This is a genomic window from Pseudomonas boreofloridensis, assembly GCF_030580795.1.
In the GTDB taxonomy this organism is placed as follows: domain Bacteria; phylum Pseudomonadota; class Gammaproteobacteria; order Pseudomonadales; family Pseudomonadaceae; genus Aquipseudomonas; species Aquipseudomonas boreofloridensis.
This window is the reverse complement of record NZ_JAUQOQ010000013.1, coordinates 16,834-31,142: the sequence shown is the minus strand read 5'-3', so window position 1 is coordinate 31,142 and position 14,309 is coordinate 16,834. Positions and strand designations below refer to the sequence as shown.

Genomic DNA, 14,309 nt, shown 5'->3' with positions numbered 1-14,309 from the left:
ACACGTGTGGGAGCGGCCTTGTGTCGCGATCGGGCGCGAAGCGGCCGTGAAATCAGCCACTGCGGACTTTCAGGAAGATCTCGGTCGCCAGATTTGCGGCCGCTTCGCGCCCGATCGCGACACAAGGCCGCTCCTACAGGGGCGCGCTCGACTGCAGCGTCATCGAGCGCAACATCAGCGCAGTTTCACTGTTGCGCCCACGGCCGGATCGGAATTGCCGTCACCGCATTCTGCGGGCTGCCTTCGACGATACGGTCGCTGTACACCAGGTACACCAGCGTGTTGCGCTTCTTGTCGAGAAAGCGCACCACCTGCATGGTCTTGAACACCAGCGAGGTGCGCTCCTTGAACACCACCTCACCGTCCTTGAGCTCGGTCTTGAAGCTGATCGGCCCGACCTGACGACAGGCGATGGAGGCCTCAGCGCGGTCTTCGGCCAGGCCCAGCCCGCCCTTCACCCCGCCGGTCTTGGCCCGCGACAAGTAGCAGGTCACACCCTCCACCTTGGGATCGTCGAAGGCCTCGACCACGATACGGTCATTCGGCCCAAGGAACTTGAACACGGTCGACACCTGACCGATTTCATCGGCCCCAGCCAGCATCGGCAGCGCCAGCGCCAGCGCGGCCACGGCAATCATCCTTTTCAGCATGTGCGAACTCCTCAGACCAGTACCAGATTGTCGCGGTGCACCAGCTCCGGCTCGGCGCTGTAGCCCAGCAGACGCTCGATGGCATCGGACGGCTGACCGATGATCTTCTGCGCCTCCAGGGCGCTGTAGTTGGCCAGGCCGCGTGCCACTTCAAGACCGTCCGGGCCCACGCAGACCACCATTTCGCCGCGCCGGAAACTGCCCTGCACGGTCTTTACGCCGACCGGCAGCAGACTCTTGTGCGACTCGCGCAGGGCCTTGACGGCACCGGCATCGAGCACCAGCGTGCCACGGGTCTGCAGATGGCCGGCCAGCCACTGTTTACGCGCCGCGAGCATGCCGCGCTCGGGCGACAGCAGCGTGCCCAGGCGCTCGCCGGCCTTGAGCCGATCGAGCACGCGCTCGATGCGCCCGCCGATGATGATGGTATGGGCACCGGAGCGGGCTGCCAGGCGCGCGGCGCGCAGCTTGGTCTGCATGCCACCGCGACCGAGCGCGCCACCGGTGCCGCCGGCCACGGCGTCGAGCGACGGGTCGTCGGCACGGGCTTCATGGATGAGCTGGGCTTCGGGGTTGTTGCGCGGGTCGGCGTCGAACATGCCGTCGCGGTCGGTGAGGATCACCAGCAGGTCGGCCTCGACCAGGTTGGCTACCAGCGCCGCCAGGGTGTCGTTGTCGCCGAAACGGATCTCGTCGGTGACCACGGTGTCGTTCTCGTTGATCACCGGCACCACACCCAGGTCGACCAGGGTGCGCAGGGTACTGCGGGCGTTGAGGTAGCGCTTGCGGTCGGACAGGTCGTCGTGGGTCAGGAGGATCTGTGCGGTGTGCTTGCCGTGCTCGCCGAAGCTCGACTCCCAGGCCTGCACCAGACGCATCTGGCCGATGGACGCGGCAGCCTGCAACTCGTTCATCGCGCTGGGTCGGGCAGTCCAGCCCAGTTGGCTCATGCCCGCGGCCACGGCCCCGGAGGACACCAGCACCAGTTCCACGCCCGCTTCGCGCAGCGCCACCATCTGCTCGACCCAGACCGCCATCGCACCACGATCCAGGCCCTTGCCGTCGGCGGTCAGCAGCGCACTGCCGATCTTCACGACCCAGCGCCGGGCGCCCGTCACCTTGCTTCGCATCTTCTCTTCCAACCCATGTCGAATCTGTAGATACCAAAACGCCGCTCATTCGAGCGGCGTACCGTGAGAGGGTGTTGAGGCCATCGCGGGACAAGCCCGCTCCCACAAGGATCGCAGCGGACCTGTGGGAGCGGGCTCGTCCCGCGATGGGCTCAACGCCCAAGCCTGATCACGGCACACTACTCGAAGAGCGGCGTTCAGTGTACTGCAACCGGTCAGTCGCGCACGTAAATGATTTCCGGGCCGTCTTCGTCGTCCTCGAAGTCGTCCCAGTCGTCATCGTCGCCGATGTCATGCACGCTCTTGACCCCGGTGCGGCGCAGGGTGCGGGCGTCATCCAGGGCTTGCAACTGGGCCCGGGCCTCGTCTTCGATGCGCTGGTCGAGCTCGTTGAGCTCGGCGGCATAGGCCGGATCGTTGGCCAGGCGGTCGGCGCGGTCTTCCAGGTAACGCATGAGGTCGTGGCTGAGCTGCTCGGTGCCCTGCTTGGCGATGGCCGAGATCACGTAGACCGGGCCTTCCCAGTTCAGGCGCTCGACCACTTCCTTGACCCGCGCGTCGCGGTCCTCGTCCATGATCATGTCGGCCTTGTTCAGCACCAGCCAGCGCTCGCGATCGACCAATGCCGGGCTGAACTGCGCCAGCTCGTTGATGATCACTTCGGCGGCATCGGCCGGGCTGCTTTCATCCAGCGGCGCCAGGTCGACCAGGTGCAGCAGCACGCGGGTACGCGCCAGGTGCTTGAGGAAGCGGATACCCAGGCCGGCGCCTTCGGAAGCGCCTTCGATCAGGCCGGGGATGTCGGCGATGACGAAGCTCTTCCAGCGGTCGACGCTGACCACGCCCAGGTTCGGCACCAGGGTGGTGAACGGATAGTCGGCGACCTTCGGCTTGGCGGCCGAGACCGAGCGGATGAAGGTGCTCTTGCCCGCATTGGGCAGACCCAGCAAGCCGACATCGGCCAGCACCTTCATTTCCATCTTCAGGTCACGCTGCTCGCCCGGCTTGCCTGGCGTGGTCTGGCGCGGCGCACGGTTGGTGCTGGACTTGAAGCGGGTGTTGCCCAAGCCGTGCCAGCCGCCCTGGGCGACCATCAGCTTCTGGCCGGGGGTAATCAGGTCACCGATGATCTCCTGGGTGGAGGCGTCGATCACGGTGGTGCCGACCGGCACGCGCAGATACAGGTCCTCGCCCTTCTTGCCGGTACAGTCGGTGCTGCCGCCGTTCTGCCCGCGCTGGGCTTCGTGGTGGCGGGTGTAGCGGTAGTCGACCAGAGTATTGAGGTTCTCGTCGGCCACCATGAACACCGAGCCGCCGTCGCCACCGTCACCGCCGTTGGGACCACCGTTCTCGATGAATTTTTCGCGGCGGAAGCTCATGCAACCATTACCGCCGTCACCGGCTTTTACCCGGATCGATACTTCGTCAACAAACTTCATTCAAAACCGCCTCTCGCCGAACGACGAGTTGAAAACCAGAAAACCTTGAGGCTCTTGCAAAAATGAGCGCGGCGGCCCCGTACGAACCAGAAACCAACGCCGGCAGCCCAGACAAACAGCTTTGCAAGAGGCTCACCACAAACGAAAAAGCCCCGTCGCATGACGGGGCTTCTGGAGCGACGTCGCGATCAGGCGGCGACGATGCTCACATAGCGGCGGTTGAACTCGCCTTTCTTCTCGAACTTGATCACGCCGTCGATCTTGGCGAACAAGGTGTGGTCCTTGCCCATGCCAACGCCGTAGCCAGCGTGGAATTCGGTACCGCGCTGACGGACGATGATGTTGCCCGGCTTGATGACCTGGCCGCCATACATCTTCACGCCAAGGCGTTTCGATTCTGAGTCGCGACCGTTACGAGTACTACCACCAGCTTTTTTGTGTGCCATGGTTCAATTCTCCAATAAATTCAGGGGATCGTGGCAATTAAGCCTGGATACCGGTGATTTTGATTTCGGTGAACCACTGGCGGTGGCCCATGCGCTTCATGTGGTGCTTACGACGGCGGAACTTGATGATGCGAACCTTGTCGTGGCGGCCTTGCGAAACGACTTCGGCCACTACTTTAGCGCCAGCAACGACTGGAGCACCGATGGTGACGGCGTCACCGTTGGCAACCAGCAGAACGCGATCGAAGGTCACGGATTCGCCAGTGGCGACTTCCAGTTTCTCGATCTTGAGGAATTCACCTTCAGCGACTTTGTACTGCTTGCCGCCGGTAACGATTACTGCGTAGGACATTTTGAATCTCCGATAATCCTGCTCACCCAGCGCTTTATATGATGAGTATTGGCTGGCATGGCTGCACAAGGCTGGAACGGCCCGGTGCAATTGCGTAAGGCAGGTGCTGCCCAGGAAGTTAGGGTGCGCGATTGTACGCAACCGGTCGAAGCCTTGCAAGTGCCGGCCCTGCGGCGCAGGCGGCGCGCCTTGACACACCGGGACCCGCGACCTAGCATGCCGCGCAACCTCAATGGAGCAGCCGATGCAACCCCAATCCTTCTACCGCGCGGTGGCTGACGATTTCAGTGCCGTCGACGAGATCATCAAGAAGCAGCTGACCTCGCGCGTGCCGCTGGTATCGAAGATCGGCGACTATATCACATCGGCCGGTGGCAAGCGCCTGCGCCCGCTGCTGGTACTGCTGTGCGGCAAGGCCCTGGGCCGCGAAGGCGACGACCTGCGCCTGCTGGCCGCGACCATCGAGTTCCTGCACACCGCCACGCTGCTGCACGACGACGTGGTGGACATGTCCGGCATGCGCCGCGGCCGCTCCACCGCCAATGCCCTGTGGGGCAATGCGCCCAGCGTGCTGGTGGGCGACTTCCTCTATTCGCGTTCGTTCGAGATGATGGTCGAACTGGGCTCGATGTCGGTCATGCAGATCCTCTCCAAGGCCACCCGGGTGATTGCCGAGGGTGAAGTGCTGCAACTGTCGCGGGTACGTGACGCCAGCACCAGTGAAGAGGTGTACATGGACGTCATCCGCGGCAAGACCGCCATGCTCTTCGAGGCCTCCACCCACAGCGCCGCGGCGCTGGCCGGTGCCAGCGAGCAGCAGCGTGAAGCCCTGCGTACCTTCGGCGACCACCTGGGCGTGGCCTTCCAACTGGTCGACGACCTGCTCGACTACAAGGGCGACTCCGAGACCCTGGGCAAGAACGTCGGCGACGACCTGGCCGAAGGCAAGCCCACCTTGCCACTGATCTACACCATGCGCGAAGGCACTGCCGAGCAGGCCGCACTGGTGCGCCAGGCCATCCAGAAAGGCGGCCTGGAAGACCTCGAGCAGATCCGCCTGGCCGTCGAAGCCTCCGGCGCGCTGGACTACACCGCGAACCTGGCCCGCGACTACGTCGCCCGCGCCATCGCCTGCCTGGAAGTGCTGCCGGCGAGTGACTATCGCGATGCGCTGGTGGAGCTCAGCGAGTTTGCGGTCGCGCGTACGCACTGACCGATAGACCCCATCGTGCTTATCGCGGGGCAAGCCCGCTCCCAGGATCGTCGTCATCCTGTGGGAGCGCGCCTGCCCCGCGCTTGCGTTGGCCCAGAGAAAATACCTCTGCGTGGCAAAACCTTATACAATGTGCGCCTTTGATCCCCCTATCTACCAAGGAACCGAAGTGAGCACTTTGCCGCCCTGCCCCGCCTGCAACTCCGAATACACCTACGAGGATGGCACCCAGCTGATCTGCCCCGAATGCGCCCACGAATGGTCGGCCAGCGGCGAAGCCGAGGTGGCCAGCGACGACGTGGTGAAGAAGGACTCGGTCGGCAACGTCCTGCAGGACGGTGACACCGTTACCGTGATCAAGGACCTCAAGGTCAAAGGCTCGTCGCTGGTGGTCAAGGTCGGTACCAAGGTCAAGAACATCCGCCTGTGCGATGGCGATCACGACATCGACTGCAAGATCGACGGTATCGGCGCCATGAAGCTCAAGTCCGAGTTCGTGCGCAAGGTCTGACCTGCCGCCGCCGGGCTGCCCACAGGCGGTCCGGCCGGGTCCTGCAACGGGGTCCGCTGCACCATTTGGCAGAATTCGGCTAATAGACACTTGCTATTCTGATAATAAGAATTATTCTCATTGGAAATCGCTCTCCAAGGAGAATTGCCATGACCTACCTGATCGACGCCTGGCTCGACCGTCCCCATCCCTACCTGCGCATCCTGCACCGCGAGACCGGCGAAGTCTGCGCCGTGCTCGAAGAAGAAGCGCTCGACGAACTGCGCGACCAGGGCGACCTGGATCTCACTGGGCTGAATTCGAGTGAACCGGGGGTACTGAAAGAGGTGGTGCGCAACCTGTTCCTGTTCTGCTATGCACGGGCGTTGCGCCCTGGCGGAACCGATTGGAATTGAGTGTGGCAGGGCCGACGACATCCCAGGGTGAACCCGAAGCCTGCCGGCACGGGCTTACCCTGGGATGAATACGCCGTGGTCTTACAGAACGTCGAGCAGCTCGACGTCGAACACCAGTGTGCTGTGCGGCGGGATGCTGCCCACGCCTTGGGCGCCATAGGCCAGTTCGCTCGGCACGTACAGGCGCCATTTGCTGCCGGCATTCATCAGTTGCAGCGCCTCGGTCCAACCGGCGATCACGCCACCGACCGGGAATTCGGCTGGTTGGCCGCGCTCGTAGGAGCTGTCGAACACGGTGCCGTCGATCAAGGTGCCGTGGTAGTGAGTGCGCACATTGTCTTCACGGCTCGGCTTGGCGCCGCTGCCGGCGGTCAGCACTTCGAACTGCAGACCCGAGGCCAGGGTGGTGATCCCGTCGCGCTTGGCGTTGTCGGCCAGGAACTGCTTGCCAACGGCAGCAGCGGCTTCGGCCTTGGCCGCCGCTTCGGCCTGCATCACTTCGCGGATGACCTTGAAGCTGGCAGACAGGTCCGCCTCGCTGACACGGCTGTCGGCGCCATTGAAGGCGTCGGTCAGGCCCGCCAGGATCGCTTCCAGGCTCACGCCCGGCGGCGGGTTGTCACGCAGTTGGCCACCTAACTGACGGCCGATGCCGTAGCTGACGCGGGTTTCGTCGGTGGACAGATTCAGTTCGGACATTGCTCGCTCCACTTGAGGGCGCCTGACATCCGCGCCCTTCGTCAAAAGGGCGAGCAGCCTAACATTGGGCAGCGGGACGCTGCCAGCGGCAAGCTACAAGCTACAAGCTACAAGCTACAAGCTACAAGCGAGAGCCCATCACCTATCCGCTCTTTCTTGCCGCTTGAAGCTCGAAGCTTGCCGCTCAATGCTTGGTGAGCTTGTCCAGGTAGCCCATGACGAACGCAGACACCACGAAGGTCATGTGAATGATCACGTACCACATCAGGTACTCGGTGGAGATGTTCTGCGCGTCCATGAACACCCGCAGCAGGTGGATCGAGGAGATGGCGACGATGGAGGCGGCGACTTTCATCTTCAGCGACGAAGAGTCCATCTTGCCCAGCCAGTTGAGCTTCTCCTTGCTGTCGTCGATGTCCAGTTGCGAGACGAAGTTCTCGTAGCCGGAGATCATCACCATCACCAGCAAGCCGCCGACCAGCGACATGTCGATCAACGACAGAATCACCAGGATCAGGTCGGCTTCGCTGAGTGAGAAAACGCTGGGCAGGACGTGGATCACTTCCTGAAAGAACTTCAGCGCCAGGGCCAGCAGGCCCAGGGACAGGCCGAAGTAGATCGGCGCGAGCAGCCAACGTGAGGCATACATCGCATTTTCGAGAATACGTTCCATGGAGGCTAGGGACTCGTGAATGACGCACATAGGGCGCGCGAGTATAGCCAGCCACCTGTGACAGCAAAAGCCCGCAGCGTTGCCTCAGCGACGTTCAGTTGTCCGGACGGAAGCGGTAGTCACCCAGGTTGCGGCAGCGGTCACCATTGATCTGACGCAACTGCGCCTGCAAATGCAGACACCAGATCTGTGGGTCATCGCTGAGCTGGTAGCCGTGCAGGGTGAGGCTGTCGACCACGGCGTTCATCACTGATTCGGCCACCTGCGGACCGTGGAACGGGCCTTGGGCCTTGATGGCCGATGGCTGCTCACCGGCCATGCCGGCGGCGAACAGCAAGGTCCACAGGCCATTGTCGCCGGCCAGCGGACGAATGCTGCACTCGATACGGGTCACCAGGCCGAGGCACTGGCGGGTAAGGCTGAGGTTGCGCATGGCAGCGTCCCCTCCTTCAAAGCCTTGTTCAGCCTGCGACCGGCAGGCTGTTTTCATCCTGAACCCTGAAAGCGTCCTTAGTTCCAGCCTAGACGCCTACAGGTCGAGTTGGAAAACCGGCGCCGAACGGTAGCCACTGGCCGTCAGCGCCGGTTTGTTGACTCAGGCGGGCTTGGCCTGGGCCACCATCTCTTCCAGCCGTTCCTTCTCGGCGTCCTTGATGTCGTCCTCGCTGATCATCTCGGCGATGACCCGCAGGCGCTCCACCACGCGCGCATTGACGCTGCCTTCGGGGAACTCGCCGTTTTCGTCCGGCGTGCCGGCTTCTTCGCCCACCAGCAAGCTCAGCGCCTCGTCGGCCTGGCTGACGGCGTACACATGGAAGCGCCCCGCCTCCACCGCCTGCAGCACCCGCTCGTCGAGCATCAGCGTGGCGACGTTGGCGCGCGGAATGATTACCCCCTGCTCGCCGGTCAGGCCGCGTGCCTCGCACAGCCGGAAGAAGCCTTCGATCTTCTCGTTGACCCCACCGACCGCCTGCACTTCGCCGAACTGGTTGATCGATCCGGTGATGGCGAAGCATTGCTTGAGCGGCGTGCGCGACAACGCCGAGATCAGCGTACAGGCCTCGCCCAGCGAGGCACTGTCGCCATCGACGTAACCGTACGACTGCTCCAGGGCGATGCTCGCCGAAATGGCCAGGGGGAATTCCTGGGCGTAGCGGCTGCCCATGTAACCGGTGAGGATCATCACGCCCTTGGAGTGGATCGGCTGACCGAGGTTGACTTCGCGCTCGATGTCGACGATGCCGCTGCCACCGGGATAGACCGTGGCCGAGATCCGCGCCGGCATGCCGAACGCCGAGTCGCCCACCTCCAAGACGGTCAGGCCGTTGCACTTGCCGATGGCTGCGCCTTCGCTGTCGATCAGGATGATGCCGGCGAGCATGTCGTCGAGGACTCGCTGCGACACCCGACCGGTGCGCGTGGCCTTGGCCTTGAGCGCCCGCTCGATGTGCCCGGCATCGGTCATCTCGTCACCGGCCAATTGGCGAATGAAGTCGGCCTCGCTGACAAGCTGGAACAAGTCGCCGATGCGCGCCGACAGCCGCGCCTGGTTCTCTGCCAGGCGTGCGCTGAAGGTGGCCAGGCGCGCCACCGCATCGCTGGTCAGCGGCGCCATGCCTTCCTCGTTGGTGCGCGTGCGCAGCAACTGGGCGAACTGCTCCAGGTTCTCGTCGACCATCGGCAGGTCTTCGTCGAAGTCGACCAGGACGCGGAACATTTCCTGGAAATCTGGATCGTGGTCCTGCAGGGCGTAATAGAGCTGGCGTGAGCCGATGATCACCAGCTTGACGTTGAGCGGGATCATCTGCGGCGTCAGGGTGACGGTGGCGATACGCCCCAATTCGCCGAGCGGCGACTCCATCTTCAGCTTGCGCGATTGCAACGCGCGCTTGAGTGCATCCCAGACGAAGGGCTCGCCGAGCATTTTCTCGGCTTCGAGAATCAGGAAGCCGCCGTTGGCCCGGTGCAGAGCCCCGGAGCGCAGTTGCCGGTAGGAGGTGGAAAGCGCGCCCTGGTCGGTGCTGTATTCGATGCGCCCGAACAGGTTGTCGTAGGTCGGATGCGGCTCGAACACCACCGGCGCGCCGCCGTCCAGCGGATGACCGACCACCAGGCTCGGCGCGTATTGCTCTTCGAGCATCTTGCGCGCCACGGCGTCGGTCTTGGCATCGTCGACCAGTTGCTCGACCACGGTGCGCAGCAGGTTCAACTGCATCGATTGCAGGTAGGCGCACACCGCCGCGTTCTCGGCGTATTTTTCCGACAATGGCGCCAGCAGCGGTTGCAGGGCCAGGGTGATGGTTTCTTCGTTGAGCTCGCGCAGCTGATTGTTCGACTCGCGCTTCCACTGCGGCAGGCTGGACAGCTCCTCGTTGAGACGCTCCTCCAGCGCGGCGATGTCCTCGTGGAACTGTTCGCGCACCTCTTCGGGCAACTGGGCGAACTCGGCTTCATCCAGCGCCTTGCCGTCGGCCATGGGGGTGAACGCCACGTTGCTGGCGTCGCGGTACAGCGCCACGTCCTTTTCCAGCGACGCCCGCTCGATCACATCCAGGGCGCGGTCGTAGCGTTGGTTGAAGGCGCGGTCGATGGCGCCTTTCTTCTGCTGGTAGGCCGGGTGTTCGAACACTGCCGGGAAGGTCGCCAGCAGGTTGCCGATCAGGCCATTCATGTCGGCGATGAACTCGCTGGCGCTGGCTGACGGCAACTCCAGGGCGCGCGGTTCGCGCAGGTCGTCGAAGTTGTTGACGTAGACCCAGTCCGAGGGCGTCTTCTGGCGCTTGCCCTCGGCCTTCAGGTAGCGTTTGACGAACGAGAAGCGGCCGGTGCCGGGCTCACCCATCACGAAGACGTTGTAACCAGGCCGCGGCATGGCCACGCCGAACTGCAGGGCCTCGACGGCACGTTCCTGGCCCAGTACTCCGCGAAACGGCTCCAGATCGTCGGTGTGGGTGAAGGCGAACTGCTCGGGCGTGAAACGCCGGGTCAGGGCTTCGGGCGCCAGACGCAGGCGCGCGGCAACGGGATCGGGCATCGGGTTTCCTTACTTCGGCGGGGCGGATGAAGGCATTCTGGGGCTGTGGGCGCGCGCCTGGCAAGGCTCGCCGAGACTTTATGTCGCAGCGCAAAAAGCGCGTGCAATAGAATTTTTCGCAATCGCTGACGCAACTAATGGTTAGCGCCTAAACTCCAAACTGCGCGGGTGGGTTTCATGCTTTCCCGCCTGGCAATGAACTGCCAGACAACCCTGATCATTGATACGTATCGAAAAAGAGAATAACGCTATGAAACGGATTCTTCTGGGTACCTTGTTCGCCGCGGTTTCGATCAACGCCATGGCAGAAGCGCCAGGCGGCCCGAACTGCGGTTGGGGCAACCTGCTGTTCGAAGGCCAGCGCGGCACGCCGGCGCACTTCCTGGCTTCCACCACCAACGGCACCTCCGGTAACGCCACCTTCGGCATGACCTCCGGCACCAACGGCTGCTCCACCAAGGCTGCGCTGACCTACGGCGGCAAATCCTGGCTGGCCATGAACGGCACCATGAACGAGCTGTCCGAAGACATGGCGCAAGGCCAGGGCGAAGCCCTGACCACCTACGCCGTGGTCATGGGCGTGAAACCAGAAGACCGCGCGCGCTTCGCCTCGGTCACCCACGACCACTTCCAGCAGATCTTCAGCAGCGCCAACGTCACTGCCGAAGACGTTCACAGCAACACCATCGCTGTCCTGAAAAACGATCCGCAACTGGCCAAGTACGCCACCGAGGCGTAAGTTCGGCCCATCCCGCCCCACACGGGGCGGGATTCGTTCGCCTTCCTTTGGCACCTTTCAGAAGTAGTTGCCCCACATGCTCAAACGCCTCGCCTACCTGACGCTATGCGCCTGCGCGCCCGCCTATGCGACCCCTTCGCTGGACGAAGCCCGCGTGCAACGCCTGGCCGCCGATCGCTACTGGATCGCCCTGGGCCATTACGAGACCGCCAAGCTCGGCGGTTGGCGCAGTTATGTGGACGATGACAAATTCTTTCTCGCCGCCGATGGCGCCCATCACCCGGACCGCGAGCTGCGGGCCACGATCGATGCGCTGTACGCGCCGGCGAGCCTGGGCGACAAGCACGCCCAATGCGTTTTCCCGGCGCGCACCCGCTGGCTGCGCGAGCAACTGCAGCTCACCGACCTGCCCACGCCGGACTGCCAGGAATACCAGCGCTGGTACGCCGACGTGGCGCCGCACAGCGCGGTGCTGATCTTCCCGGCGGCGTACTTGAACAGTCCGTCCTCGATGTTCGGCCACACCCTGCTGCGCATCGACAAGGCCGACACCCGCAGCAACGACACCACGCTGCTCAGCTACGCGATCAACTTCGGCGCCTACATCGAAGGCAGCGACAACAGCATCCTCTACGCCTGGAAAGGCCTGATGGGCGGCTACCCCGGACTGTTCGCGATGATGCCGTACCAGGAAAAACTCTCCGAGTACCGCAGCCTGGAGAACCGCGACCTGTGGGAGTACCAGTTGGACCTGACGCCGGAAGAGACCGGGCGCATGGTCGAGCACGTGTGGGAACTCAAGCAGGTGCAGTTCGACTATTTCTTCTTCGACGAGAACTGCTCCTACCGATTGCTGGAGCTGCTGCAGGTGGCCCGCCCCGGCCTGGACCTGACCTCGCAGTTCCCGCTCACCGCCATCCCCACCGACACGGTCAAGGCGGTCAAGCAGTCGGGCCTGGTCTCGGACGTGCGTTACCGCCCCTCGCGCGAGCGCGAATTGCTGGCCCGCGCCGAGCCGCTCGATCACGACGAGAAACAGCAAGTGCTGGCGGTCAGCGCCGACACCGCGCAATTGCAAAGCCCGGCCTTCACCGCCCTGCCCCGCGAGCGCCAGGCCTTGGTGCAGGACGCCGCCTATCGCCTGGAGCGTTACCGCGCTACCGGCCAGGAACGCGACCCCGAGCAAGCCAAGCGCAGCTTCGAGCTGCTGCGGGCGATCAACCGCAATCCGCCACCACCGCTGGACATCCAGCGCCCGGGCCTGCCCGAAGACGGTCACCAGTCACGCACCTGGCAACTGGGCGTCGGCACCCGCGAGGATCGTGCCTTCGCCGAGTACGGCCTGCGCATGGCCTACCACGACCTCAACGACAACGCCTATGGCTTCCCGCTGGGTGCGCAGATCGAGATCCTCCAGCTCAAGCTGCGTCAATACGAACACAATGAATGGCAGGTACAGCGACTGGACCTGGCCACCATCCGCTCGCTGACGCCACGCAACGAGCTGCTCAAGCCCTGGTCCTGGCAGGTTGCAGGCGGCCTGGAACGGGTACCGGGCAAACACGACGACGAGGTGCTGGTCAGCCACGTCAACGGCGGTGGCGGTGGGACCTGGCAACTGGCCGATGGGCTGCTCGGCTTTGCCCTGGGCACGGTCCGCGTCGAGCACAACAACGACTTCTCCGAATTCGTCTCGCCAGCGGCCGGCTTCAATGGCGGTCTGTTATGGCGCAACGGCTTGGGCAACATGACCCTGGAAGCCAAAGGTGACTACTTCACCAATGGCGAAGTGCGTCGCAGCCTGAGCCTGAACCAGCAGTGGGAAATTTCCCAGAACCTGGGCCTGCGGCTCAGCGCCAAGCGCGAGTTCAGCCACCTGGCCAGCGCACAGAACGAAGTGATGCTCGAGTTGAAGTGGTACCAGTACTGAGGTGGTCCCCAAGACTGCCAGCCTCGCGAATGAACACACCACCTGGGTAGGCACCGCGTAAAGATCGCAATCCGGTTACGGCATTTTGACATCGCCGCGACAATTCCCGGCCTAGACTCTCCTTATCACCCGGAGGTCCAGTGTCCATGTCGCGGTATGGCTTCGCTCTGTGCTTTACCCTGCTGCTGGTTGGCTGCCAGTCGACCCACGAGCAGATGCTCCATCAAGGCTACCCACCCGCCTACGCCGACGGCTTCCAGGACGGCTGCGGCAGCGGTCGCCAGGCGGCGGGGTTGATGGTCGGCGATTTTCGCAAGGACGTGCCGCGCTACCTGCACGAACGCCAGTATGAAACCGGCTGGGACGATGGCTTCCGCCAGTGCAACGCAATGCAGAACAGTGAAGACCTTCGCCAGTACCGCGAACGTTACTGGGATGAGCGTGACCGCGATTGGCAACAGGAAAAAGACCGTGACGCTGCGCGCGCTTATCGCCACAACTGAGTCGGCCACAGGCATCCGCTGAAACCCCGCCTCCCCCACCATGGTCTGCTGATAAAGGAGGCCATTCATGAGTCGAGCATTCGTCAACGAGGACCAGGCCGCCGCCCAGGCGAGCCAGCCGGTGGAACGCCAGGTCAGCGACCAACCCAACTACGTCACTGCCAGCGGACTGGCACAACTGCAGCAACGCGTCGCTGATCTTGAGACCCTGCGCAGCCGCCTGAAGGCCGAAGGCGAACGCGCCGACAAACAGCAGTTGGCCGACACCGAGCGCGACCTGCGCTACTTCCGCACGCGGGTGCAAAGCGCCCAAGTGGTGCCGCCTGCCCATTCCCAAGAGAAGGTGCAGATCGGCAGCCGCGTGCGGTTCGTCGACGAGCAGGATGAAGAGCATGCCGTGCAGCTGGTCGGCGAAGACCAGGCCGATGCGGCACACGGCCTGATCAACTGGGGCTCGCCATTGGGTCGTGCCTTGCTGGGGGCCAAGCCGGGCGATGAGGTGTTGTGGCGCCGGCCTGTCGGTAATCAACACATCGAGGTGCTGGAGATTGGTCCAGGCAATGATCCGACGGTCATGCAATAGCTGATGGAGCCA

The 14,309-nt window shown here is 63.5% G+C and carries 16 protein-coding genes; 7 read left to right on the top strand and 9 right to left on the bottom strand.

What is annotated here, in order from left to right; all coding sequences use genetic code 11:
• Positions 1-185: 185 nt before the first annotated feature.
• The 5 genes from Q6A47_RS16065 to rplU form a co-directional block, all read right to left on the bottom strand.
• Positions 186-638 carry a CreA family protein gene (locus Q6A47_RS16065; protein WP_304484834.1) on the bottom strand — a complete coding sequence of 151 codons (453 nt, stop codon included), beginning with the start codon at positions 636-638 and terminating at the stop codon, positions 186-188.
• A gap of 23 nt (positions 639-661) precedes the next feature.
• Positions 662-1,780, bottom strand: a complete 1,119-nt coding sequence (gene proB / locus Q6A47_RS16060) for a glutamate 5-kinase (RefSeq protein ID WP_039580289.1) — start codon at positions 1,778-1,780, stop codon at positions 662-664.
• Between the two features lie 215 nt (positions 1,781-1,995).
• Entirely contained in the window at positions 1,996-3,219 is a 1,224-nt protein-coding gene (gene cgtA, locus Q6A47_RS16055) for an Obg family GTPase CgtA (protein WP_039580292.1), read from the bottom strand.
• Positions 3,220-3,407: 188 nt separating this feature from the next.
• Positions 3,408-3,665, bottom strand: a complete 258-nt coding sequence (gene rpmA / locus Q6A47_RS16050; protein ID WP_029614211.1) for a 50S ribosomal protein L27 — start codon at positions 3,663-3,665, stop codon at positions 3,408-3,410.
• Between the two features lie 37 nt (positions 3,666-3,702).
• Positions 3,703-4,017, bottom strand: a complete 315-nt coding sequence (gene rplU / locus Q6A47_RS16045; RefSeq protein ID WP_029614212.1) for a 50S ribosomal protein L21 — start codon at positions 4,015-4,017, stop codon at positions 3,703-3,705.
• 244 nt (positions 4,018-4,261) lie between these two features.
• Here rplU and Q6A47_RS16040 point away from each other — a divergent pair, with 244 nt between their 5' ends.
• From Q6A47_RS16040 to Q6A47_RS16030, 3 genes are all read left to right on the top strand, one after another.
• A complete protein-coding gene (locus Q6A47_RS16040) occupies positions 4,262-5,230 on the top strand; it encodes a polyprenyl synthetase family protein (RefSeq protein ID WP_039580294.1) in 969 nt (322 codons plus the stop codon).
• A 169-nt stretch (positions 5,231-5,399) separates the two neighbouring features.
• Positions 5,400-5,741: a zinc ribbon domain-containing protein YjdM gene (locus Q6A47_RS16035; protein ID WP_029614213.1), complete on the top strand. Its 342-nt coding sequence runs from the start codon at positions 5,400-5,402 to the stop codon at positions 5,739-5,741.
• A 149-nt stretch (positions 5,742-5,890) separates the two neighbouring features.
• The gene (locus tag Q6A47_RS16030; RefSeq protein ID WP_029614214.1) at positions 5,891-6,136 is read left to right on the top strand and encodes a PA4570 family protein; all 246 of its coding nucleotides are present in this window, start codon (positions 5,891-5,893) and stop codon (positions 6,134-6,136) included.
• Positions 6,137-6,217: 81 nt separating this feature from the next.
• Here Q6A47_RS16030 and bamJ read toward each other — a convergent pair whose 3' ends face one another.
• The 4 genes from bamJ to Q6A47_RS16010 form a co-directional block, all read right to left on the bottom strand.
• Complete coding sequence (gene bamJ, locus Q6A47_RS16025; RefSeq protein WP_304484773.1) at positions 6,218-6,835, bottom strand: BamJ family beta-barrel-assembly machinery protein; 618 nt, start codon at positions 6,833-6,835, stop codon at positions 6,218-6,220.
• A gap of 184 nt (positions 6,836-7,019) precedes the next feature.
• Positions 7,020-7,508, bottom strand: coding sequence for a TIGR00645 family protein (locus Q6A47_RS16020; protein WP_039580301.1), 489 nt, complete (start codon positions 7,506-7,508; stop codon positions 7,020-7,022).
• Positions 7,509-7,602: 94 nt separating this feature from the next.
• Positions 7,603-7,941, bottom strand: coding sequence for a PA4575 family protein (locus tag Q6A47_RS16015; RefSeq protein WP_029614217.1), 339 nt, complete (start codon positions 7,939-7,941; stop codon positions 7,603-7,605).
• 162 nt (positions 7,942-8,103) lie between these two features.
• The gene (locus Q6A47_RS16010; RefSeq protein WP_304484772.1) at positions 8,104-10,542 is read right to left on the bottom strand and encodes a Lon protease family protein; all 2,439 of its coding nucleotides are present in this window, start codon (positions 10,540-10,542) and stop codon (positions 8,104-8,106) included.
• A 250-nt stretch (positions 10,543-10,792) separates the two neighbouring features.
• Here Q6A47_RS16010 and Q6A47_RS16005 point away from each other — a divergent pair, with 250 nt between their 5' ends.
• From Q6A47_RS16005 to Q6A47_RS15990, 4 genes are all read left to right on the top strand, one after another.
• Complete coding sequence (locus tag Q6A47_RS16005; protein WP_039580305.1) at positions 10,793-11,281, top strand: DUF3015 domain-containing protein; 489 nt, start codon at positions 10,793-10,795, stop codon at positions 11,279-11,281.
• Between the two features lie 76 nt (positions 11,282-11,357).
• Complete coding sequence (locus Q6A47_RS16000; RefSeq protein ID WP_304484771.1) at positions 11,358-13,211, top strand: Lnb N-terminal periplasmic domain-containing protein; 1,854 nt, start codon at positions 11,358-11,360, stop codon at positions 13,209-13,211.
• 146 nt (positions 13,212-13,357) lie between these two features.
• Positions 13,358-13,714 carry a hypothetical protein gene (locus tag Q6A47_RS15995; RefSeq protein WP_304484833.1) on the top strand — a complete coding sequence of 119 codons (357 nt, stop codon included), beginning with the start codon at positions 13,358-13,360 and terminating at the stop codon, positions 13,712-13,714.
• Between the two features lie 67 nt (positions 13,715-13,781).
• Entirely contained in the window at positions 13,782-14,297 is a 516-nt protein-coding gene (locus Q6A47_RS15990; protein ID WP_304484770.1) for a GreA/GreB family elongation factor, read from the top strand.
• Positions 14,298-14,309 lie beyond the last annotated feature (12 nt).